The sequence below is a fragment of the Mesorhizobium sp. M6A.T.Cr.TU.014.01.1.1 genome (assembly GCF_004022765.1).
Lineage (GTDB): Bacteria > Pseudomonadota > Alphaproteobacteria > Rhizobiales > Rhizobiaceae > Mesorhizobium > Mesorhizobium mediterraneum.
The window spans coordinates 60,044-82,635 of sequence record NZ_RZPG01000018.1; the positions used below are offsets into that span (position 1 = coordinate 60,044).

23 protein-coding genes and 2 pseudogenes are annotated in these 22,592 nt (G+C 62.2%); 6 read left to right on the forward strand and 19 right to left on the reverse strand.

Annotated elements, in window-relative coordinates:
• Genes EN885_RS20585 through EN885_RS20595 form a run of 3 tightly spaced genes read right to left on the reverse strand, consistent with a single transcriptional unit; the run spans position 1 to position 3,185 of the window.
• Positions 1-1,449, reverse strand: a complete 1,449-nt coding sequence (locus EN885_RS20585; RefSeq protein ID WP_128241833.1) for an aromatic amino acid lyase — start codon at positions 1,447-1,449, stop codon at positions 1-3.
• A 36-nt stretch (positions 1,450-1,485) separates the two neighbouring features.
• On the reverse strand, positions 1,486-2,070 hold the full coding sequence (locus tag EN885_RS20590; protein ID WP_128241832.1) for a GDYXXLXY domain-containing protein: 585 nt from the start codon (positions 2,068-2,070) through the stop codon (positions 1,486-1,488).
• On the reverse strand, positions 2,067-3,185 hold the full coding sequence (locus EN885_RS20595) for a DUF2157 domain-containing protein (protein WP_128241831.1): 1,119 nt from the start codon (positions 3,183-3,185) through the stop codon (positions 2,067-2,069). Before EN885_RS20595 ends, EN885_RS20590 begins: the two co-directional genes overlap by 4 nt.
• A gap of 237 nt (positions 3,186-3,422) precedes the next feature.
• Between EN885_RS20595 and EN885_RS20600 the strand changes: the two genes are divergently transcribed.
• Positions 3,423-3,563: a DUF1127 domain-containing protein gene (locus EN885_RS20600; protein WP_006335194.1), complete on the forward strand. Its 141-nt coding sequence runs from the start codon at positions 3,423-3,425 to the stop codon at positions 3,561-3,563.
• Between the two features lie 54 nt (positions 3,564-3,617).
• On the forward strand, positions 3,618-3,758 hold the full coding sequence (locus tag EN885_RS20605) for a DUF1127 domain-containing protein (protein WP_095485458.1): 141 nt from the start codon (positions 3,618-3,620) through the stop codon (positions 3,756-3,758).
• A gap of 365 nt (positions 3,759-4,123) precedes the next feature.
• Here EN885_RS20605 and EN885_RS20610 read toward each other — a convergent pair whose 3' ends face one another.
• Positions 4,124-4,702 carry a hypothetical protein gene (locus EN885_RS20610; RefSeq protein WP_245493114.1) on the reverse strand — a complete coding sequence of 193 codons (579 nt, stop codon included), beginning with the start codon at positions 4,700-4,702 and terminating at the stop codon, positions 4,124-4,126.
• Positions 4,703-4,825: 123 nt separating this feature from the next.
• Between EN885_RS20610 and trmFO the strand changes: the two genes are divergently transcribed.
• The 3 genes and pseudogenes from trmFO to EN885_RS34315 all read left to right on the forward strand — a co-directional run bounded on the left by trmFO (position 4,826) and on the right by EN885_RS34315 (position 6,896).
• Complete coding sequence (gene trmFO, locus EN885_RS20615) at positions 4,826-6,238, forward strand: methylenetetrahydrofolate--tRNA-(uracil(54)-C(5))-methyltransferase (FADH(2)-oxidizing) TrmFO (protein WP_128241830.1); 1,413 nt, start codon at positions 4,826-4,828, stop codon at positions 6,236-6,238.
• A gap of 77 nt (positions 6,239-6,315) precedes the next feature.
• Positions 6,316-6,606 carry a type II toxin-antitoxin system ParD family antitoxin gene (locus EN885_RS20620; protein ID WP_128241829.1) on the forward strand — a complete coding sequence of 97 codons (291 nt, stop codon included), beginning with the start codon at positions 6,316-6,318 and terminating at the stop codon, positions 6,604-6,606.
• Positions 6,590-6,896, forward strand: a pseudogene (locus EN885_RS34315) (type II toxin-antitoxin system RelE/ParE family toxin). The gene EN885_RS20620 and the pseudogene EN885_RS34315 overlap by 17 nt, the downstream one beginning before the upstream one ends.
• A 60-nt stretch (positions 6,897-6,956) precedes the next feature.
• On the opposite strand, the gene EN885_RS20630 reads toward EN885_RS34315, so the two are convergent.
• The 4 genes from EN885_RS20630 to yajC form a co-directional block, all read right to left on the reverse strand.
• On the reverse strand, positions 6,957-7,808 hold the full coding sequence (locus EN885_RS20630) for a phytoene/squalene synthase family protein (RefSeq protein WP_164897886.1): 852 nt from the start codon (positions 7,806-7,808) through the stop codon (positions 6,957-6,959).
• Between the two features lies 1 nt (position 7,809).
• On the reverse strand, positions 7,810-8,199 hold the full coding sequence (locus tag EN885_RS20635) for an Mth938-like domain-containing protein (RefSeq protein ID WP_095485461.1): 390 nt from the start codon (positions 8,197-8,199) through the stop codon (positions 7,810-7,812).
• A 14-nt stretch (positions 8,200-8,213) separates the two neighbouring features.
• Positions 8,214-10,766 (reverse strand): protein translocase subunit SecDF, encoded by a 2,553-nt coding sequence (gene secDF, locus EN885_RS20640; protein ID WP_128241828.1) that lies wholly within the window; start codon positions 10,764-10,766, stop codon positions 8,214-8,216.
• 331 nt (positions 10,767-11,097) lie between these two features.
• On the reverse strand, positions 11,098-11,436 hold the full coding sequence (yajC, locus tag EN885_RS20645; RefSeq protein WP_008876289.1) for a preprotein translocase subunit YajC: 339 nt from the start codon (positions 11,434-11,436) through the stop codon (positions 11,098-11,100).
• A 282-nt stretch (positions 11,437-11,718) separates the two neighbouring features.
• On the opposite strand from yajC, the gene EN885_RS20650 reads away from it, so the two are divergent.
• Positions 11,719-12,594: an ATP-binding protein gene (locus tag EN885_RS20650; protein ID WP_128241827.1), complete on the forward strand. Its 876-nt coding sequence runs from the start codon at positions 11,719-11,721 to the stop codon at positions 12,592-12,594.
• Between the two features lie 206 nt (positions 12,595-12,800).
• Here EN885_RS20650 and EN885_RS20655 read toward each other — a convergent pair whose 3' ends face one another.
• The 11 genes and pseudogenes from EN885_RS20655 to nagZ all read right to left on the reverse strand — a co-directional run bounded on the left by EN885_RS20655 (position 12,801) and on the right by nagZ (position 22,489).
• Positions 12,801-14,300, reverse strand: coding sequence for a peptidoglycan DD-metalloendopeptidase family protein (locus tag EN885_RS20655; RefSeq protein WP_128241826.1), 1,500 nt, complete (start codon positions 14,298-14,300; stop codon positions 12,801-12,803).
• Between the two features lie 269 nt (positions 14,301-14,569).
• Positions 14,570-15,235, reverse strand: coding sequence for a protein-L-isoaspartate(D-aspartate) O-methyltransferase (locus EN885_RS20660; RefSeq protein WP_206437509.1), 666 nt, complete (start codon positions 15,233-15,235; stop codon positions 14,570-14,572).
• On the reverse strand, positions 15,232-15,990 hold the full coding sequence (gene surE, locus EN885_RS20665; RefSeq protein WP_128241825.1) for a 5'/3'-nucleotidase SurE: 759 nt from the start codon (positions 15,988-15,990) through the stop codon (positions 15,232-15,234). The genes EN885_RS20660 and surE overlap by 4 nt, the downstream gene beginning before the upstream one ends.
• Positions 15,990-16,652, reverse strand: a complete 663-nt coding sequence (serS, locus tag EN885_RS34870) for a serine--tRNA ligase (protein WP_348631650.1) — start codon at positions 16,650-16,652, stop codon at positions 15,990-15,992. Before serS ends, surE begins: the two co-directional genes overlap by 1 nt.
• Positions 16,653-16,769: 117 nt before the next feature.
• Positions 16,770-17,444 (reverse strand): annotated as a pseudogene (locus EN885_RS34875) (serine--tRNA ligase); the annotation flags it as partial.
• A 348-nt stretch (positions 17,445-17,792) separates the two neighbouring features.
• Positions 17,793-18,602, reverse strand: a complete 810-nt coding sequence (tatC, locus tag EN885_RS20675) for a twin-arginine translocase subunit TatC (RefSeq protein WP_095485595.1) — start codon at positions 18,600-18,602, stop codon at positions 17,793-17,795.
• Positions 18,603-18,646: 44 nt separating this feature from the next.
• A complete protein-coding gene (tatB, locus tag EN885_RS20680; RefSeq protein WP_126106220.1) occupies positions 18,647-19,336 on the reverse strand; it encodes a Sec-independent protein translocase protein TatB in 690 nt (229 codons plus the stop codon).
• 29 nt (positions 19,337-19,365) lie between these two features.
• Positions 19,366-19,587: a twin-arginine translocase TatA/TatE family subunit gene (locus EN885_RS20685; RefSeq protein WP_013895102.1), complete on the reverse strand. Its 222-nt coding sequence runs from the start codon at positions 19,585-19,587 to the stop codon at positions 19,366-19,368.
• Between the two features lie 178 nt (positions 19,588-19,765).
• Positions 19,766-20,545, reverse strand: coding sequence for an SMC-Scp complex subunit ScpB (gene scpB, locus EN885_RS20690; RefSeq protein ID WP_128241823.1), 780 nt, complete (start codon positions 20,543-20,545; stop codon positions 19,766-19,768).
• On the reverse strand, positions 20,542-21,342 hold the full coding sequence (locus EN885_RS20695; RefSeq protein ID WP_095485469.1) for a ScpA family protein: 801 nt from the start codon (positions 21,340-21,342) through the stop codon (positions 20,542-20,544). Before EN885_RS20695 ends, scpB begins: the two co-directional genes overlap by 4 nt.
• A 127-nt stretch (positions 21,343-21,469) precedes the next feature.
• Entirely contained in the window at positions 21,470-22,489 is a 1,020-nt protein-coding gene (gene nagZ / locus EN885_RS20700) for a beta-N-acetylhexosaminidase (protein ID WP_128241822.1), read from the reverse strand.
• Positions 22,490-22,592: the final 103 nt, after the last annotated feature.

Genomic DNA, 22,592 nt, shown 5'->3' on the forward strand with positions numbered 1-22,592 from the left:
CTACTCCTCGAAGACCTGGCGCGTGAACCATTCGGTCAAATTCGCAAGCTCGGGTCCCAGCACGCGATCCTCGCCGACCGGCGGCACGATGCTCCTGATATCCGCGACGAACGACTGAAGCGCCGGAGGCGCCACGCGCTCGGTGACATGCAGCGCCTGCGAGGCGATCACAGCCAGCATCGCCATCGCGGCATCGAGGCAGCGGCCGGCGCGTGCTTCCTTCGCCCATGCGAGGAAGACCGTCGTCGCGACATCGTCCTGCCCGGCGCCGGCCGATTCCGTCCCCGGGATGAAGGTGCGCTGGGCCGAAAGTTTCGCCTGCTCCAGATAGCCCGTGATCGCCATCGGCACATAGCCGACATTGCCGTGACCGTCGCTGTCGCTCCAGTCCCGCCCCGTCAGAAGCAGATCGGGTAGGAGCGACACCTTGCCGTTCAGAAGCTTCGAGGCGTGGCGGTCGCACAAGAGGCAGATATCGGCCCATATCGCCGCCAGATCATCCAGGGCGGGAGTTGCCATGGCATTGTGATAACCGCCCGTGCTGATGCAACGCCCGAGCGGATGCCCGTCGTCAGGCGGGATGTAGACAGGGTTGTCCGAGATCGAAGCGAGTGACACGGTGGCCGCACGCTCTGCCGATGCCAGCGCGCGATGCGCGTGTCCGAGGATGCGAGGGACGATGCGGTAGCTGACCGGCGCCTGATAATTACGGCGCCCGGTGCCGGCGCCGGCAAGAAACTCCCTCAATCCCCGCAGGGCCGCTGCTTCATGTTCATCGCCCCAAAGCGCATCGAGCGCCGGGTCGTAATGTTCGAGCGGCGCGCGAAACGCTTCGATCGAAAGCGCAAAGACTTTTTCGGCAAGGCGAATACGGCGGCGAGCCGCCAAGGCCGCATCGGCCACAAGTGCGGCAGCGCAAGGCGAGCCGTTGATCAGGGAGCCCCGTTCCTTGACCTCCAGGTCGAAGCGCGTCGAAAGCTCAGCAAACAGCGGATAGAGCGCGAGGATTTCACCGGCGCCGCCCTGGCCGGAGGATGGCACCATGGGCATCGGTCCGCCGTCCAGCATCGCGGCGACGGCGAGCGCCATGCGTGGTGTGGTCGCGGCGTTTCCTTCGAGGAAATTCGCCAGCCGGGCGAGCACGATCGCCCTCACCACGCGGCCCGGCAAAGGCTCGCCGAACGAAGTGGCGGCTGCAAAGGCCTTGATGCGCGCATGGCGATCCCGCTCGCCAAGTTCGAGCCGCCGGCTCGCCAGTTCTCCCATGGCGGTGGTCACGCCATAGATGACCGGTACAGGGTCGGTTTCAATGAGACGCAGGAACGACGCGCGACACTCTGCGATGCGCTGCAAGGCCTTGCCGCTGATTTGCACCGTGTCTTTCTTCCAGGCGACGCGGAAAACCGAGTCGAGATTTATGTCTTCTCGTGTCGTCAGGATAATTGTCATGTTTGATGCTGTCCGAGCCGGCCACGCTTTTCAATTCTAATAAAGCGGTTCCTCGAACAGCGTCTTGTCGCCGTCCATCAGCGCCTTGATCTGCGCCGTGCCATTGGCTGCGATTGCAACACGGACGCCGAATGGCCGCACCCGCATGTCGTTCTGGATCGCCATCCCCTCGCCTTCGGGCAGATAGAAGCGCTGGATGCCATAGTCCGGCGCGATCGCCGTTGCTTCCGGGCTGAGATCCCAGCCTGCGGATACGTGTCCGACGATGTCGGCTTCGTCCGATGCTGCCGGCGCAGGTGCCTGGCCGAACCAGGCCGAGGTCGCACCCCAATAGCCGTCGGCGCCCTGCTTCAGCCTGACCACGATCGACGTGTCGTCACTCGTCAGCTTGCCGGCCGGAATGTTGCCGATCAGTTGCGTCGGTATGCGCGAAATATCGTAGCTGAGGAAAATGTAGTCGCCTCGCAGGAGATCGCGCGGATCGACCGGTTCCACCCTCAGCAGCACTTGCCTGCCGTCGCGCAGGATCGCTGCCCGGCCGGCGATGATCCAGCTCAGGAAACCGATCTGGACGAGCGCCAGCACCACCGCCGAAATGATCAGTTTTTTACCGGTCATCATGCCGCCGCTCCTTCCATGCTCGGGGACCTCATGCGCTTTTCAATGCGGATGATGACAAGGGCAAGGATGCCGAGAAGCACTGCTGCCGCAAGGAAGAAGCCTGCCGTGTCGAGCATGGACTGCAACATCACCATGTAAATGATGGCGAGTTCGAAGGCGAAGCCGGCATAGGCAACCCAGCGCAAGCCCCTGCTCTCGCGGCCGCCCAGCACGATTGCTGCTACAATGCCGGCGAGCGCAATGGCCGAGGCAATGCCGAAGCCGCTTTTGTAGCTGCTCAAATCGGCTAATTCGAACTGGATCATCGCCAGGCCGGTGAGAAATCCGATCAGCGCGTGCAAGGGCAACCTGCCACCGAGTTGCAAGACCCTGTCGACAAGCTCGGCAGCAAAGATCGCAGCGGCGAAAAGGACCGCCGACGTGACAACGAGCGGGATGGCAACCTGCAGCGTGTCCTGACGCGTCACCAGGAGCACGAGATAGAAGAGGACCGACAGAATGATCAGGTGGCGCGCCGCCTGGCTGCGCGTCCAGAATGAAATGGCAAACAGCACCAGCGCCATGACGATGAAGAAATGCGGGAACTCCGTGCGACTAAAATAATCGAAGCCCTTCAGGAACAGCCAGGCATCGGCAATGCCGACAGCAGCGACTGTCAACGGGTTCGAGCGCAGCGCAACCGCCGCCAAGGCCGTGCCTGCGCCCCAGGTGATCAAGGCCGATGCCTCGTCGCCAGACAGATGATACATCTGGCCGATCAGCGCGATCGATCCGCCGAATGCCGCCGCGGCGACGATCCAAAGCGCCTCGCCGATCGCAGCATGGTCGCGTGTCTTCAGCACCGCGCCGCCGACATAGCCGGCGATGATGATCGCGAAGAGCGCCGCCACCCGCGCCAGCCGCGGGATGGCTTCCCAATTGGCGGCGACGAAGATCAGGACGGCCGCGCCAAACAGCAGCGCCGCCATCATCGCCAGGATCGAACCGAAGCTCAGCGATCTCCGTTGATTGGCTTCGACGTCGCGCGTCAGCGCGTCGGCTGTCGGGGCATCGATCAGGCCGGCCTGCAGCCATCGTGCGATATCGGCCCTGACGCGTGACGAATAGCTCGCCATACCTTTCTCCCCCAGCTTGGTCTTTTTTTCAGCCGACCCGGCCAAATCGTTGACGCCACGACATTTTCCGATTCCGGCTTATCTATGTCGAACACGTGAGCGCCGCGTGATGGTGCATTGCACAATTTGCATTGCTGCCATGCACCAATAGCGCTTTTAAATCGATATGACCCCACCTATCTTCAGGGCGTACACAAAGACGGAATGATCCGAAAGAAAGACGAAACGAGAAATACCATGAACCTGATCCGCAACTACCGCAACTGGCGCCGCTACCGGGACACCGTTTCCGAGCTGAGCCGCCTGAGCAACCGCGAACTGACCGACCTCGGCATCAGCCGCAGCGACATCCACTACGTCGCCCGCAAGGCGGTCTAATCCTCTTCGGACCGCAAATGGTCCGAACCAGTTTGACTTGAAAAGAGAACGACAATGAACCTGATCCGCAACTATCGTAACTGGCGCGTTTATCGCTCGACGGTTACCGAGCTGGGTCGCCTTTCGAACCGCCAGCTGCATGATCTCGGTATCGTCCGCGACGAGATCAAGATCATCGCCCGCAAGGCGATCTAATCAAGGAATTTCGCCAGGGTCGACCTCCTCCCCGACCCTGACGAATACGGTCAGCCTTCACCTCCTCCCGAGGGTTGACCACAAAAACGGCGCCCGCCGCACCTCCTCCCGCGGCGGGCGCTGTTCAAAAGGACGAAACGAGTTTCGTCCTGGGGTTTCGCCCCTTTCATCAGGCGAAAGGAATTTCGTCAAAGCCGACCTCCTCCCCGGCGATGACGAATACGGTCGATCTTCACCTCCTCCCGAGGATCGGCCAGCAAAACGACACCCGCCGGACCTCCTCCCCCGGCGGGTGTTGTTGTTTTCAGGGTCGAGGCACTCTGAGCGGATTTTGGGAGAGCCGTTTTGGCGGGACGTCGCTGTCGTCAGTCCAGCGCACCGCTTTCCAGCACGCCCCGTTTCTTCCACTGGCTCAGCGGAAAAATATCCGGCGCGCCGCCCATCGCCGCATACCAGGAATCCACCACCCATTCGGTGCCTTCGCGGTCGCTGATCACCGCTGTCCAATGGGGATAGCGCCCATCGACAAACAGGCCTCGCGAGGCATTGTCCTCGACCTTGTGAAACCTGAGCAATTTTCGCTCGGCAAGGTAGACCAGCAGCGAATGCGTATTGGTCGATTCGTCGACACAATCCATCTGGCCCCTAATGCGCGATGCACCGAATTCCGACTGCGGCAGATCGCGAACGCCGGTAGCCCGGAAAATGCGCTGCTCGAAATAGCGGACAGCTTTCTTGACAGCGGAACGCTCTGCTTGGGGCGAACCCGCGCCCGCACGCAGGATGGAGCGGAAACGCGCGCTGTCACCGGGGCCAAGCACCAGCATCGTGCGATAGTTGCAACTATAGCCATGGCATATGGGGATCCGCTTGGAAGCCGTCGCGGCCAGTTCGCCGGCGGCCGCTGATCCGCTCGTGGCGATGACGGCTATCAGAAAGATCACTCTGGCAAAGATCCCGAGACTCCCGTCCATTCTCCGACAGTAGACGATTGCGGCACTTGGCGCCAACAGCGCGGCCAACTCGGGCAATTGCAATCGCAGCTACAAGCGACTATTTCGGCGCTCATGAACAAGAATCCCATTCACGTCATCGGCGGCGGTCTCGCCGGCTCCGAAGCCGCTTGGCAGGCGGCCGAAGCCGGCGTTCCCGTTGTCCTGCATGAAATGCGCCCCGTCCGCGGCACCGATGCGCACAAGACGGATGGGCTGGCCGAGCTGGTCTGTTCCAATTCCTTCCGTTCCGACGATGCGCAGACCAACGCCGTCGGCCTGCTGCATGCCGAAATGCGGCTGGCCGGTTCGCTGATCATGAGCGCCGGCGATGCCCACCAGGTGCCGGCCGGCGGCGCGCTTGCCGTCGACCGCGACGGGTTTTCGCAAGCGGTGACCAAAAAGCTCGAAGCGCACCCGCTCATCACCATCCAGCGCGAGGAAGTGCCCGGCCTGCCGCCTGCGGACTGGGACCAGGCGATCATCGCCACCGGCCCACTGACCGCACCTGGGCTCGCCCAATCGATCGCGGAAGCGACCGGCGCCGATGCGCTCGCCTTCTTCGATGCCATCGCGCCGATCGTCCATTTCGACACGATCGACATGGACATTTGCTGGTTCCAGTCACGCTACGACAAGGTCGGACCCGGCGGCACCGGCAAGGATTACATCAACTGCCCGATGGACAAGGAGCAATATCTCGCCTTCGTAGGGGCGGTTCTGGAGGGCCAAAAGACCGAATTCAAGCAATGGGAAGGCACGCCCTATTTCGACGGCTGCCTGCCGATCGAGATCATGGCCGAGCGCGGCGTCGAGACGCTGCGCCATGGGCCGATGAAGCCGATGGGGCTGACCAATGCGCACAATCCGTCGGTGAAGGCCTATGCCGTCGTGCAGCTTCGCCAGGACAATGCGCTGGGCACGCTCTACAACATGGTCGGCTTCCAGACCAAGCTGAAGCACGCCGAGCAGGTGCGCGTGTTCCGCAGCACTATCCCGGGCCTGGAGAACGCCGAATTCGCCCGCCTCGGCGGCCTGCACCGCAACACCTATATCAATTCGCCGACGCTGCTTGACCATTCGCTGCAGCTGAAATCCCGGCCCGGCCTGCGCTTCGCCGGCCAGATCACCGGTTGCGAAGGCTATGTCGAAAGTGCGGCCATCGGCCTGCTTGCCGGTCGCTTTGCCGCCGCCGAACGGTTGGGCCACGCACAGGCGCTGCCACCGTTGACCACAGCCTTTGGCGCGCTGCTCAACCACATCACCGGCGGTCACATCGTCTCCGACGACGAGCCGGGAAAACGCTCCTTCCAGCCGATGAATGTCAATTTCGGCCTGTTCCCACCGGTGGAAGCACCGAAGTCAGAGGGAAAGCGCCTGCGCGGCAAGGACAAGACCGTCGCCAAGCGGCGTGCGGTGACATCGCGCGCGCTGGCCGACTGCCGCGAATGGCTGGGGCTGCCAGCGCGGGCGGAAGCGGCGGAATAGTCCGCCTGTCTGTTCTTGTCGATCGGGCGCCAGGAGAGTAGGATACTATCCTACTCTCCATCATAGGGAGCAATTCCATGGAGCCCGCCGAGAAGCTGTCAGTCACCATCACGCCTGCCATGGCGCGCATGATCCGTGAAAAAGTCGAGGACGGCTCCTTCGGATCGGCAAGCGAAGTCATCCGCGCAGCACTTCGCGCCTTCCAGCGCGAGGAGGAAGAGCATGCCGAGCGCATGGCCTCGATCAGGGCGCGCGTGATGGCATCGATCGAGGATACAAGGCCGGGCTATTCGGGAGAAGAGGTTCGCGCTCACCTTCGGGGATTCGTCGCCCGACATTCGAGCCGTGCTGATGATTCAGCGGCTTGAAGTCGAGTATCGAGAAACTGCCAGGAATGATCTGCCGACATTTTCAGGAACATCGTAGAGGCCGGCGGAAGTCCGGATGTCGCGCTGAAGTTCGTCTTGCGCATCGAAGACCGCTGTCAGAGCATCGGCAATGCGCCTCGCGGTGGCCGATCGCGTGACGACCGTTCGAGCACTCCGCGATCATTGCTTACGTTGTCAGCGACGATCTCGTTCGCATCGTCAACATCTTCTATGGTGGTCGCGACTACGAGATGCTGATGCGCGATGCCGGATCGAGCGATCCATCGTGACAGACCTCAACGGCTGCGGTGGTAGTTCCGGCTTTCTGGATTCCTCATACTTGGCAGCCTTCAGGCGTCCGGCCAGCCTCGCGTCGCGCAGCGCAACAGCAGCCAATGCCGGCGCACAGCCGAGAGTCGCGCCACCTCTCTGAGAGGCGAGCGGCGGGCGCGCTCCATCTTGCCGAGATAGGCGCGCGAGAGGGCCAGCGGCAGAAATGCCGGGCGCACCGAAACCGGCAAAGCCGACGCGCCGCCTTCGAATGCCGCAAGATGTTCCCGCGCCAGCGCGATCATCGCTGCGACAGCGCGTTGCGCTCCAGGCCCACCATCGCCCGCAACGAATTCTTCGGGCGACGACCCTGCCGCGGCCAGAATGTCGGCCGGGAGAAAGCATTGCCCGCGCTTGCGGTGCTGCGGCAGCAGCAGCAACAGGCCGGTCATCGCCTGTGCGCAGCCTGCCCTGCCCGCAAGTTCGGCAAACCGCGGCGCTTCGACGGGATCGAGCACCATTGCTGCCAGCTGGATGAGCGCCGCTGCGGTCTCGCCGCAATAGCCTTCCAGATCGGTGCGCGACGGCATGGGGTCGTCATAGAGATCGAAAATGCGAGCTTCGAGCATGTTCTCGAAGGCGGGTTTTGGAAGACCGTAGGTGGAAATCGTCGCCTTCAACGCGTCCGCGACGGGATGGCCGCTGCCTGCCACGTCGTCATCGGCTGCGATGACATCGCGCCACCATTGCAGCCGCACCTCGCCCGGCAGCGCCTCGCGGATACGGTCGCGGATGCCAGATATCTCGGCATTGAAGGCATAAAGCGAAAACAGCGCGTCACGCTTGTCCTCAGGCGCATAGAGCGCGGAAACATAGCGGTCATGGTCGGCGGCTCGCACCGTTCCCATGACGATTTTGGCGTTTTCGCTCACGTCACTCGACGGCAATTAGTGCGGCGGCCACCGCACGGTTTTCCGCCAGAAGAACATTATAGGTCCGCACGGCAGCACCAGTCGACATCGGATCGGCCGTAATGCCCGCCGTCTTCAGCGCGGCACGCAGCGCTGCCGGCAACGGCTTGAGATCCTTGCCGGCGCCGACCAGCAGGATCTCGACCTTGTCAGCCTCGTTGAGCAGCTTGGCGAAATCCGCCGCCGTCAGCGCCAGGGGGTCGGCCGGCTCCCAACCGTAGATGCCCGACGGCAGGCACAGCAGCGAGCCGCGATGCGACATGTCGGCGAAACGGAACCCGCCATTGCCGTAGGCCTCGATCGGCGCGCGGCCAGGGAAATGCGCTTCGCGGATGACGATGCCTTTTGCCACGGGCGCAGCAATCGTCAGGTTGCCACGGCTTTGCCGCCGCTCACCCGCTTCTCCTCATCGGCCGCCGCGGCCTGTGGCCGCAGCTTGAACAGGATGAGCAACGGAGCGGCGATAAAGATCGACGAATAGGTTCCGAAGACGACGCCGAACAGCATCGCCAGCGTGAACGAACGGATCACCTCGCCGCCGAACAGGACCAGCGCCAGAAGCGCCAGGATCGTCGTCACCGCGGTCAGCGTCGTTCTCGACAGCGTCTCGTTGATGGCGTTGTTCAACAATTCCGGCAGCGGCATCTTCTTGTATTTCCTGAGATCCTCGCGAACACGGTCATAGACCACGATCGTGTCGTTGAGCGAATAGCCGATGATGGTCAGGATCGCCGCCAGCGACGATTGGTTGAATTCGAGCCCAGTGATGACGAAGAAGCCGATGGTCATGACGATGTCGTGGACCGTGGCGATGATGGCGCCGACCGCGAACTGCCATTCGAAGCGGAACCACACATAGGCCAGGATGCCAAGCAGCGCGACCAGCATGGCGATCGTGCCTTGCTTGGCGAGCTCGCCGGAAACCGTCGGCCCCACCACTTCGACGCGGCGGAAATCATACTGGTCCTGCAGCTCGCCGCGCACCTTGTCGATAACGGTCTGCTCGGCATTCTCGCCGCCATCCTGTGTGCCGACGCGGATCAAAACGTCGTTCGGCTCGCCGAATTGCTGGACCTGCACTTCGCCGATGTTGAGTTCCGTCAGCCTGCCGCGGATATCGGCAAGATCGGCGGTGCCATCCTTGGCCTGCACCTCGATCAGCGAACCGCCCTTGAAGTCGATGCCGTAATTGATGTCGATGGTCATGAACAGCACGACCGACAGCACCGATAGCAGGCTCGACAGAGCGAACGTCCAGCGGCGGATGCCCATGAACGGAATTCTCGTACCGGGCGGAATGAAGGTCACCGGCGCCCGCGGCAATTCCTTCGGCCGCGCCCGGCGAAGCCAGATCGACACCAGCAACCGGGTGAAGGTGAAGGCGGTGAAGACGGTAGTCAGAATGCCGATGGCGAAGGATATGGCAAAACCCTTCACCGGCCCCGTGCCGATCCAGAACAGCACCACCGTCGCGATCAGCGCTGTGACGTTGGAATCGACGATGGTCGCCAGAGCCTTGGTGAAACCGGTGTCGATCGCCTGGATGACCGAGCGGCCGGCTCTTCGCTCCTCGCGGATGCGCTCGTAGATGAGAACGTTGGAATCGACCGCCATGCCGATGGTCAGCACGATACCGGCAATGCCCGGCAAGGTCAGCGTCGCGCCCAGAAGCGACAGCAGCCCGATGATCATCGCCACATGCACCGCCAGCGCAAGGTTGGCGAGGAAGCCGAGGAAGCCGTAGGCGACGAACATGAAGGCGACGACGAGAATCGACCCGACCACACCGGCGACCTTGCCGGCGTGAATGGAATCTTCGCCGAGCCCAGGACCTACCGTGCGCTCTTCGATCACCGTCAGCGTCGCCGGCAGCGCGCCGGCACGCAACAGCACGGCGAGGTCGTTGGCGCTCTCGGCGGTAAAATTGCCCGAGATTTGGCCGCTGCCGCCAAGGATCGGTTCGCGGATCTGCGGCGCCGAAATCACCTGATTGTCGAGGATAATGGCAAACAGCTTGCCGACATTCTGCGAGGTCGCCTGGCCGAAGCGCGCCGCTCCCTTGGAATCGAAGGTGAACGAAACCACCGGCTCGTTGGTCTGGGAATTATACGTCGCCTGCGCATCGGTGAGATTTTCGCCCGAAACGATGACGCGGTTCTCGATCAGGTACGGAACCGGCGGATCATCCTGCGAATACAATACCGACGATCCCGCTGGCGGACGACCGTTGAGCGCGTCCTGCACCGGCATCGACTGGTCGACCATCTGGAAGGTCAGCTTGGCGGTCTGACCAAGAATGTCCTTCAGCCTCTGCGGATCCTGCAGGCCCGGCACCTGGACCAGAATGCGGTCTTCACCTTGGCGTTGCACGATCGGCTCGGTGGTGCCGAGCTCGTTGACGCGGCGCTCGACAACCTCGAGCGACTGCGCCAACGCCGTCGACGTGCGGTACTTGATGCCGGCATCGGTGACGGCGAACTTGAGCAGGCCGGGCTCGGAATCATCAAGCGACATCTCCTGGACGGAGCCGCCGCTGAACAGGCCGGCTGCCACCGGGTCGGTCAATGTCTTCAGCGCCGTCTTGGCGGCTTCGAGCTGACCGGGATCGGTGATGCGGACCTGCACGGCCCGGCCTGATCCGGAAAGGCCGGTGTAACCGATCTTGGCGTCGCGCAGGCGTGTCCTGATTTCGTCGCGTGTCGTCTCCAGCCGATCCTTGATCAGATCGTTCGGATCCATCCTGAGCAGGATATGCGAGCCGCCCTGCAGATCGAGGCCGAGCGTCATCTGGCGCTTCGGCACCCAGCTGGGAAGCTGGGCCAGCGTGCTGGCAGAGAACAGATTGGGCGCAGCGAGGATCACTGTGGCGGCCACGGCCAGCCAGATCAGGATCATCTTGAAGCGCGAGAAATAAAGCATATGGCTTCGTCCGTCAGGGCGTTCTGGCGGATCGTTCCGCCTGGAATGGGGTTATTTCTTGGCGTTCTGGTTCGCCAAATGCTCGCCTCGAGCACAAGGCAGTTCACTTTGGTGCTGCCATCGGGCTTTCTTCAACTATTGTCAATCTTGCTGGCAAGGCACCAGCGGGCAATAGCACGACGAGATCGTTGGCGCCCTGGACGGGGCGAGCGGGCTGGCAGCGAGAAGACTGGGCGCATCAGAGCCCCTGCGATGGCCACAGCCACCGCAGATCAGAGTCGTCGGCGTCGTCCGTCAGGGCGTTCTGGCGGATCGTCCCGCCGACATCCGATTATTTCTTGGCGTTCTGGTTCGCCACCGGCTCGCCCTTGACGCGCACGTCTGCGATCGTCGAGCGCAGCGCCGTTACCTTGGTGCCACCGCCGAGATCGATCTCGAGCTCATTGTCGTCGATCACCTTGGTCACCTTGCCGACGAAACCGCCACCGGTGACGACTGTGTCTCCGCGGCGGACCGCCGCCAGCATCTCGCCGCGCTTCTTCAACTGGGTGCGCTGCGGCCGGATGATCAGAAAATACATGATCACGAAAATTAGGACGAACGGCAAAATGCTGATGAACATATCCGGGGAGGCGCCGACGCCTTGGGCGTATGCCGGTGTCACGAACATCTAGGTACTCCTGAATTTTGAAAGACAGCCGCCAAACCGTCCTGGGGAAATTTGGCGGCCCCGTGAAATTTCGCCGGAATATAGTCGGTAAAGTTGCCAATGCAACTGCGGCCAAGCATTTCAGCTGCTTTTCCGGCTGGTTGAGCCGTGTTAGAGCATGATCCCAAAAAACGACGCCCGGTTTTCGGAAAAGATCATGTTCTAACAAAAGGTTGGAACTGGTTCCGAAACGCCGGAACCAGATTAGGTTCCGTGTCATCCCCTCCTGAGTGCAAAGATAGAATGAGCGACAGCACCATCGAAGCCCTGAACAAGAAGCTCGACCGCCTGATCGAGGCGGTCGCCAGCCTCGCTCCGCCGCCGGTGCCGGAAACCGATCTCGGCAAGGCCGATTGCTTCGTCTGGCAGGCTGATGCCGGCTATCTGGAGCCCGTGCTCAAGGTCAATCGCGTCGACATCGGCCTGATCCGCGGCGTCGACCGCGTCCGCGACATATTGGTCGACAACACCGAGCGCTTCGCTTCCGGTTATGCAGCCAACAACGTGCTGTTGTGGGGAGCGCGCGGCATGGGCAAGTCCTCGCTGGTCAAGGCCGTGCATGCGGCGGTCAACGCGTCGGCAAAGCTGGACCTGCCGCTCAAGCTCATCGAGATCCATCGCGAAGACATCGACACGCTGCCAAAGCTTATGAATTTGCTGAAGGCAGCACCTTACCGCTTTATCCTGTTTTGCGACGACCTGTCCTTCGACCATGATGACACGTCCTACAAATCGCTGAAAGCGGCGCTCGAAGGCGGCGTCGAGGGCCGCCCGGCCAATGTGATCTTCTATGCCACCTCGAACCGGCGACATCTATTGCCGCGCGACATGATCGACAATGAACGCTCGACCGCGATCAATCCGTCGGAGGCGGTCGAGGAAAAAGTTTCGCTGTCCGATCGCTTCGGCCTCTGGCTCGGCTTCCACAAATGCTCGCAGGACGAGTATCTCGACATGATCGACGGCTATGTCAGCCATCACGGCCTTGCCATCGATCCCGAGACGCTGCGCGCCGAGGCGCTGGAATGGGCGACGACGCGCGGCAGCCGTTCGGGCCGCGTTGCCTGGCAGTTCACCCAGGATCTGGCAGGCCGGCTCGGCAAATCGCTCAAGGATTAGACCATGATCCCGAAAAGTGGAGCCCGGTTTTCGGACAAGATCATGGTCCAGAAAAGCGACTGAAAAAGCCCGCCCCTTACGGAGCGGGCTGAGCCGGCGGGCCGGACTGGAGGTCAGGCGGCGCGCAATCGCTTTTCTTCTTCTATTCGAGATAGGTCGAAGGATCGACTTCCTTTATTCGAGATAGGTCGAAGGATCGACTTCCTTTATTCAAGATAGGTCGAAGGATCGACCGGCGCCGAGTTCTTGCGGACTTCGAAATGCAGTTTCGGCGAGTCGGTGGTGCCGCTCATGCCGGACTGCGCGATTTCCTGGCCGCGCTTGACCTTCTGGCCGCGCTGGACCTCGATCGAACGGGCGTGGCCATAGACCGTGACCAATCCGTTCTCGTGGCGCACCAGCACCGTATTGCCGAATTCCTTGAGACCATCGCCGGCATAGATGACGACGCCGTTCTCGGCCGCCTTGACCGGGGTTCCTTCCGGCACGGCGATGTCGACGCCGTCCTTGCCGCCGCCAAAGCCGGAGATCACGCGGCCGCGCACCGGCCACCGCATCTTGCCGATGCCGGTGGCGTTGGGCGCCACCGCGTCATCGTCCTCGGCCTGCTGGATGACCTTCGCATCCTTCTTCGGCGGCGTGTAGGCGGCGAGCGTCTCCGACGGCGTGGTCTTTGCCGCAGGCGGAGTGGTGGCTGTCGTTACCGGATCGACCTTTGCCGGCTTGGCGCTGGCAACCGTCGCGGTTCCGCCGGCCGGCACCTTCAGGGTCTGGCCAATCTTGAGCAGGCCGTCCTGCATGCCGTTCGCCTGCTTCAACGCAGCCACGCCGACGCCGGTTTTCCTGGCGATGGCCGACAGCGTATCGCCCTGCTGGACCGTGTAGGTGCCACCGGCACCAGCCGTCCTGGACGCGGGTTTTCCGTCCTTCGGCTGGCTCGCGGCCGCCGAGGCATCCACCTGCGCGGCGGACTTGCCCTCCTTGAGCTTCGGCTGCTGCGGCAGCACGGCTACCATCTCCGGCGCCTTGGCCGGCAAATCGTGCTTGGTGTCGTTCGCAGGCTTGGCGTCGGCAAGCTTCGGCGCCGGTTTCTTGCCCGAATAGGCATAGGCCGGGATGACGAGCTTCTGGCCGGTCTTCAGCCCGTTGGTCGCGCTCAGCCCATTGACTTTCATAAGGGCATCGGCGGGCACGCCGTAGCGCCGCGACAGGCCGGAAATGGTCTCGCCATCCCTAACGATGATCTCGGTGGCGCGCGGTTCGCCGCCTGCCGTCGCCATGCGCGGAGCGTCGGGCTGTGCGTCCTTGAACGGCTTTGCCACTGTCCCGGTTGCAGTCCGGTCGACCTGGGGGGCGGCTGGCGCCGAAGCGGTGCGGGCCGGCACCAACGCGGGGGCTGGCTGCGACTGGCTGACCGGCGGCAATTGCTGTGTCGTAACCGGTTCGAGGCTTGAGCGGCTGACCGACTGGGTATGGCTGCCGTCGAGCGGCGCGGCCGAGACCGGGACATCGCCGGGATAAGGCTGGGCGGCGTCCTGCTTGTCGATGATGGTGCGCTGGTTGTTGGTCGAGGAGGTGAAGACGTCATCGACGCTGTTGAACCGCGAGACCTGGGAACTGCATCCCGCCGCGGTGCCCGCAACCATAAGGACGGCGAAACCGCGCGCCAGGTTGCGTCCGTTTGCCTTCAAAATACTGAATTGCATCGCATTTACCCGCAGATACCCGGTACAGACTGACCGTGATTAAAGCGCGTTAATGTTACTGGTCGGTTAAACCTCTAGAATCAGACGCAAATTTTCTTAAAATATTTAAGGCTGAACGTAGGGGATCGAGATTCAGGCCGAGCCGGAGACGAAGAATTGGCCGAAGGCCCTCAGCTTCGTCATCCTAGGGCGAAGCAGGAGCGAAGCTCCGTCGCGGGGACCCTAGGATGACAAAACACCCGCCCCCAAGCGCGCGATGCTTCGGATAATCAGATGACCGCGGCTACGCTGCGCAGGATCGGCTGCAGGCGGACGAGGCCGATGTCCTCACGTTCGAATCGGCTGCCGACCTTGGTCAGTTTGGCCAGCACCTGCTCGCCCTCCTCGGGTCCGATCGGTGCGATGACGATGCCGCCGCTCGACAATTGATCGAGCAGGAAGCGCGGCAGGCTGTCGAAGGCCACCCATGCGACGATGCGGTCGAACGGCGCTTCATTGGCCAATCCGTTGGAGCCGTCCGCCTGGCGCACGATGACATTGCCGATGCCGAGCGCCTCGAAGCGCTGTTTGGCCTGCTCGGCCAGCGTCTTGTAGCGGTCGATGGTGACGACGCGCGCGGCAAGCCGCGACATCACCGCCGCCGTGTAGCCCGACCCGGTGCCGATCTCGAGCACGCGGTTGCCCGGCTCGATGGCAAGCGCTGCGATCACCGCGGCTTGCAGATCGGCGCCCTCGATCGCCTCGCCGCATTCGATCGGCAGCATCCGGTCCGACCAAGCGATCGGATGGAACTGCGCGGAAAGGAAGCCGCGCCGCGGCGTCGCCTCGAAGGCGGCAATCAGCGCCTTCGGCACGACGCCCTTGCCACGCAAGCGGAGCAGGAACGCGGCGAAGCCTTCCCGGTCGTCGACCGTCGGACCGTGGTTCAGGTTCATGCGAGCGCCTTGGTCAGTTGATCTCGGATTTCATGAGCGGTGAGATCGAGCTGCAGCGGCGTCACCGACACCAGCCGGTTGCGCAAGGCATACAGGTCAGTGCCTTGCTTGCCCTCGACCGGCTCGCGCCCGAAGCGCAGCCAATAATAGGGAAGTCCGCGGCCGTCGCGGCGCTCGTCGACCCACAGGCTGTGGACGAGCTTGCCTTGCGAGGTGACCACCGTGCCGGCGACCTCTTCTGGCGCGCAATTGGGAAAATTGACGTTGAGCAGCACGCCGTCCGGCAGCGGCATGGCGACAAGCTTCTGGAGCAGCGCCGGCGCCAGCGCCTCGGTGGTCTCGTAGGGAACGACGCGATCCTCGCCGACGTAGGAATAGGCCTGGCTGAGCGCGATCGAGCGCACGCCGAGCAGCGCGCCTTCCATGGCGCCGGCGACGGTTCCCGAATAGGTGACGTCGTCGGCGATGTTGGCGCCGGAATTGACGCCGGACAGGATCAGGTCGGGTGCTGCGGGCAGGATCTTCTTCACGCCCATGATGACGCAATCGGTCGGCGTGCCACGCACGGCAAAGTGTTTTTCGCCGATCTTCCTCAGGCGCAGCGGCTCCGAGATCGACAGCGAATGCGCATAGCCGGACTGGTCCTGCTCCGGCGCCACCACCCAGACATCGTCCGACAGCGTCCGGGCGACGCGTTCAAGCGATGCGAGGCCTTCGGCATGGATGCCGTCATCATTGGTCAGGAGGATGCGCATTATTTCGATTCGATCTTTTCCAGACCGCCCATGTAAGGCCGAAGCGCTTCAGGAATGGTTACGCTGCCATCCTCATTCTGATAGTTTTCGATGACGGCAATAAGAGCGCGGCCGAGGGCGGTGCCGGAGCCGTTCAGCGTGTGGACGAAGCGGTTGCCCTTGCCGTCCTTGTCCTTGTAGCGGGCGTCCATGCGCCGCGCCTGGAAATCGCCGCACACCGAGCAGGACGAAATCTCGCGATAGGCGTTCTGGCCCGGCAGCCAGACCTCGATGTCGTAGGTCTTGCGCGCGCCAAAGCCCATATCGCCGGTGCATAGCGTCATGGTGCGGAACGGCAATTCCAGCCGTTTCAACACCGCTTCAGCGCATTCGGTCATCCGCTCGTGCTCGGCGAGCGACGATTCCTGATCGGTGATCGAGACCAGCTCGACCTTGTAGAACTGGTGCTGGCGCAGCATGCCGCGCGTGTCGCGCCCGGCCGAGCCCGCTTCCGAACGGAAGCATGGCGTCAGCGCCGTATAGCGCAGCGGCAGCTTTTCATGCGGGGTGATTTCTTCGCGCACGAGGTTGGTCAGCGGCACTTCGGCGGTCGGGATGAGATAAAAGTTCTCTGCGAACTTCCCACTTTCGAAGTCATTCACCCATTTGCGCTGCCTTGCCATCCCTTCGGACTTAATTCTGTCGAGGCTGGCTTTGCTGTTTCTAAAATCCTCATATTGCTCGTTGCGCGCTTCCTCGTACTCTTTCCAAAACCGATTCAGATCATTGATCGAAGCGCGAAACAAATCCTCCTTGAATTTTGGCAGCTGCCCGGTGCCAAACATCGCATCGTCGCGCACCATCAGCGGCGGCTGGATCTCCTCATAGCCATGCTCGGTCGTGTGCAGATCCAGCATGAATTGGCCGAGCGCGCGTTCCATTCGCGCCAGCCCACCCTTCAGCACCGTGAAGCGCGAGCCGGACAGCTTCGCCGCCCGCTCGAAATCCATCATGCCGAGCGCTTCGCCGATCTCGAAATGCTCCTTCACCCAGTTCGGACGCGTTGGCACCTTGCCGACGATGCGCTTGACGACATTGTCGTCCTCGTTCTTGCCGACCGGCACGTCGTCGAGCGGCACATTGGGCAGCTCGGCCAATGCGTCATTCAGCGCCTTGTCGAGTTCGCGTTCGCGCGCCTCGCCGTTCTGGATGAAAGCCTTGATCTCGCCGACTTCGGCTTTGAGTTTTTCGGCAAGGGCGGCGTCGCCCGAACGCATGGCATTGCCGATCTCCTTCGAGGCGGCATTGCGGCGCTCCTGCCTGGTCTGCAGCTCGGTGAGATGCTCGCGCCGCGCCTCGTCCCTGGCGATCAGATCATCGACCGTGGACTGCGCGTCATCGCTGGACCACGAGCGCTTCTTGAGCGCCTCGACAAGGGCCTTCGGGTTGTCGCGAATCCATTTGATGTCGAGCATGGTTTGATCGTCCTCGGCGGGCATGTCGCCCAAAAGTGCACAGCGGTTTTGGGACAACGACATGCCCAAAACAAAGACCTAAAACGCATCGCGTTTTAGGTCAGAGGGCGTAAACCGCATCCTTGACCGATGCAAGACGTCAAAGTCGAGTTCCTTCGCGCCCCCTCTGTCCTGCCGGACATCTCCCCCGCGGGTGGGGAGATCGGCCGTCACTGCGGCTTTCGCCAACCTCCAGCGCTAAAGAAATGAGCCGTCGCCGAAGCTGCCAATCTCCTCCGTGTGGGGGAGATGTCCGGCAGGACAGAGGGGGCGCTGTCCCGCAAACCTTGATTAAGGCCTCCGGCCAGCCTACGTCGAAGGCGCGTCCGCGGGCTTTTCGGCCACCTCTTCTGCGGCCTCCCGCTTCTCGCGCGCCAGACGTTCCCGTTCCTTGCTACGCTCGATCAGCCGGGCCGACCAGATTGAGACCTCGTAGAGAATGATCGTTGGGATGGCGAGGCCGATCTGGCTTATCGGGTCGGGCGGTGTCAGCACAGCCGCGACGACGAAGGCGATGACGATCGCCCATTTGCGCTTTTCGACCAGCGCCTGCGACGACAGCATGCCGACCCGCGCCATGAGGCTGGTCACCACCGGCAACTGGAACACCAGGCCGAAGGAAAAGATCAGCGTCATGATCAGGCTGAGATATTCCGACACTTTCGGCAGCAACGAAATCTGCACTTGGTCGTCAGTGCCGGCCTGCTGCATGGCGAGGAAGAACCACATCACCATCGGCGTGAAGAAGAAATAGACCAGCGACGCGCCCATCAGGAACAGGATCGGCGAAGCGATCAGGAACGGCAGGAAAGCGTTGCGTTCGTTCTTGTAGAGGCCGGGCGCGATGAATTTGTAGATCTGCGTGGCGATCAGCGGAAAGGCGATCACCATGCCGCCGAACATTGCCAGCTTCACCTGGGTGAAGAAGAATTCCTGCGGCGCCGTGTAGATCAGCTCAACCTTGTGCGGGTCGAGCCCTGCCCATTGGGTCGCCCATTTGAACGGCACGACCAACAGGTTGAACAGTTGCTTGGCGAAAAAGAAGCAGAACAGGAAGGCGACGAAGAACCCGCCGATCGACCACATCAGTCGCCGGCGCAATTCGATCAGATGCTCCATCAGCGGAGCCGCCGATTTATCGATCTCGTCCTTTTCCGAAACGCTCACTTGCTGGCTCCCGCCGTCTTTTTGGCGGCTGCAGTCGGCTTCTTCACCGCTGCCGGTGCAGGCTTCGGCTCGGCCTTTTTAGCTGCGGTCTTTGTCACGGCAGGTCTTGCTGCTGCCGCTGGCTTGGCTGCGGCCTTGGGGGCCGGCATCGCTTTCGCTGGCGCAGGCTTCTTCTTCGCTGCCGAGGCCTTTTGCGGTGCAGCCGGCGTTGCCGTCCCGACAGGCGACGGCACCACCGACTCATCGGTCATCGCCGGAAAGATCGGCGCCGCCGGCGCCGCTTCCGGAGCACTGACGCCCGGCAGCACCGTCGCGCCATTCTTCAGCTCGGTCTCCTGCGGTGGCGAAGCAGCTGGCGTGACCGGGTCGATGGCCGGCTTCGGCTTCATCACCGCATCGACACCTGAACGGACATCGGCTGCCGCCTGCTCGAACGGATTGAGCTGTTTCCTGATCTCGGCGGCCGGGTTGAGGCTCCTGAGTGAATCGACCGACTTCTTGACGTCGTCAAGCTCGGCCTCCTTCAGCGCATCGTTGAACTGTTTCTGGAAGTCGGCTGCCATGCCGCGCAGCTTTGTCGTCGTGCGCCCGAAGGTGCGCAGCATGTTGGGCAAATCCTTGGGCCCGACGACCACGATCATGACGATCGCGATCACCAGCATCTCGGTCCAGCCGATGTCGAACATGGCGATACGTTCCGACTAAAGTTTTGGGCTCAGCTCTTGCTGGCCTTTTCCTTCACTGCCGAAACGGTTTCGTCGGCACGATGTTCGACGGTGCGCTTGTCCTCGGCAACATCGTCGTCGGCCATGCCCTTCTTGAAGCTCTTGATGCCCTTGGCCATGTCACCCATCAGCTCAGGTATCTTGCCGCGGCCGAACACCAGCAGCACGATCACCAGCACGATCATCCAGTGCCAAATCGAAAATGAACCCATAACAATCTCTCTCGAATGTTTTCTCTGACGATGATCTATGCGCTTTCGCGTCGGGATTCAAACACAACCGCGACAGAGTTTATAAATGAGTGGCCGAAGTCACGCACTTTCGGCGCCGTAGCCCGCTACCAATCGGCGCAGCCCCGAAAACCAACGGCTTTCGGCGCGTCGTTTGCGGTCAATCATCCTCGACACGCGGCGTCAACAGGCCGAGTTCCTCGAGGTCGATGTCGGTCAGCGGATCCTCGTCGTCGGTCAGCGCATCCGGATCGGCCGGCGGCAGCGGAATGGAGAAATTCGACGGCATGCGGCCCGAAAGCAGCCCGGCGCCCTTCAATTCCTCCATGCCGGGAAGATCGCGGATCTCCTCCAATGCGAAATGGTCGAGGAAAATGTCGGTGGTGCCGTAGGTGACGGGACGGCCGGGCGTGCGGCGCCGACCGCGCATCTTCACCCATTCGGTCTCCATCAGCGTGTCCAGCGTGCCCTTCGAGGTCTCGACGCCTCTGATGTCCTCGATCTCGGCTCGCGTCACCGGCTGGTGATAGGCGATGATCGCCAGCACTTCGAGCGCCGCGCGGGAAAGCTTCCTCTGCTGCACTGTGTCGCGGCTCATCAGGAAAGCGAGATCGCCGGCGGTGCGGAACGCCCAGGCCTCGGAGACGCGCACCAGATTGACGCCGCGCCGCGCATAAATCTGCTGCAGTTCGGCCATCGCCGCGGCAATGTTGATGCCGTCGGGCAGGCGCGCGGCAAGCTGCTTTTCGCTGACCGGCTCGGCGCTGGCGAAAACGATCGCCTCGGCCATGCGCACGGCTTCCGCCATATGCAGCCGCTCGCCAGGATTCTGGGAAAAGTTCTGCGCCTGATTTTCTGCCGGAGTCTCGCCGAGCATGCCGTCTTCGGTCTCGTCGTCGACCTTGAACGGAATGACCGAAGCGTTGGCGCGTTCACTCATGATGCCACCTCGACTGCCCTGATGCCTTGCGCACGGCCGCGCAGATAAAGCGGCGCGAACACCTCGTCTTGCCGCATTTCCATTTTGCCTTCGCGCACCAGTTCCAGCGTGGCCGCAAACGAGCTGGCAATCGCGGTACGCCGCTCATCCGGGCCGGTCAGATATTCGACCAGGAAACTGTCCAGCGCCGTCCAGTCGGCAAACGTGCCGATCAGCCTGTTCAGGATATCGCGCGCGTCCTTGAGCGACCACACACCGCGCCTGGCGATGGTCACATTGGTGATCGCCTGTTTCTGGCGTTGCTGCGCATAAGCGGTCAGCAGATCGTAGAGCGAGGCCGAATAGGCGTTGCGTTTCTCGACGATGACCATTTCCGGCATGCCGCGGGCGAACACATCGCGTCCGAGCCGGTTGCGGTTAACCAGGCGTGCCGCCGCGTCGCGCATCGCTTCCAGCCGCTTCAACCGGAATTGCAGCACCGCCGCCAGCTCCTCGCCGCTTTCGCCGTCGTCGCCGGGTTGTTTGGGGATCAAAAGCTTCGACTTGAGAAACGCCAGCCACGCCGCCATCACCAGATAGTCGGCGGCAAGCTCCAGCCTGAGCGCCCTCACCTTCTCCACGAAGGCCAGATATTGCTCGGCCAGCGCCAGGATCGAGATGCGCGACAGATCGACCTTCTGGTTGCGGGCAAGATGCAGCAGAAGATCGAGCGGGCCTTCAAACCCGTCGACGTCAACGACCAACGCAGGATCGCCGGTCAGCCGCGAATCGTCGTTCTCGGCCCACAGACGGTCCATCGGTGCGGCCTTGCCGGCCTTACTGTCCAATGTTTCCGCCACCTACTGTCGCTTTCCTTTGCTTCTATCTTCTTGTTTGACCATGATCTGTTCCGAAAAACCGGCTCCCACTTTTCGGGATCATGGTCTAGGCCACCGCATCGAAATAGGTGGCGAATTCGGCGCGTATCTCGGTCTCATCAGCCCGATCGCGGTTCTTGATATAGGTCAGCGCCCGTTGCGCGCGGCGCAGCGACGTGCCTTCAAGCCCTGTTGTGCGCGACGCAATGCCGGCCATCTCCTCGAAAACGCCGTTGCAGTGAAGGACCAGATCGCAGCCCGCCGCAAGGATCGCGGCCGCCTTTGTCGGGAAATCCCCAGAAAGTGCCTTCATCGAGGTGTCGTCGCTCATCAACAGCCCGTCGAAACCAATTTCGCCGCGGATGATCTCATCGATGACCTTGCCGGACGTCGTGGCCGGGTTCTTCGGGTCGATCGCGCTGTAGACGACATGCGCCGTCATCGCCATCGGCAAATGATTGAGCTCCCTGAACGGGGCGAAATCATGCCGCTGCAAGTCGCTCATCGAGGCATCGACGGTCGGCAATTCGAAATGCGTGTCGGCAAAGGCACGTCCATGCCCCGGAATATGCTTCATGACAGGCAGCACGCCGCCCGACATCAACCCTTCAGCCGCCGCGCGACCCAGTTCGGTGACGGCGCGAGGCTCCTTGCCATAGGCGCGGGCGCCGATGACGTCGCTGGCGCCCTCGATCGGCACGTCGAGCACCGGCAGGCAATCGGCTGTGATGCCATAGCGCGAGAGATCGAAGGCATGCAGCCGCGCCAACAGCCAGGCGGCGCGGTTGCCGGCGTCATGGTCATTGCGCCACAAGGCGCCGAGCGCACCACCGGCCGGATAGTTCGGCGCCAGCGGCGGCCGCAGGCGCTGCACCCGGCCGCCTTCCTGATCGATGAACACCGGGGCGTCCGGGCGCTCGATACAGTCGCGCATTGCGGCGACCAGATCGCGGATCTGCTCGGTCTCGCCGATGTTGCGCGCAAACAGGATGAATCCCCACGGGCATTCATTGCGATAGAATTTGATTTCGTCGCGTGTGAGCGATTTCCCGGCGCAGCCGAGGATCATGGATTTTGATTCGGTCATGGACAGGAGTTTAGAGCTTCACGCGAACAAAGGGAATCGCATCGAGCCACATGCGGTTGAGCCAGAATCCCTTCCCACAAAGATCTCCCTTCCACATAAAAAA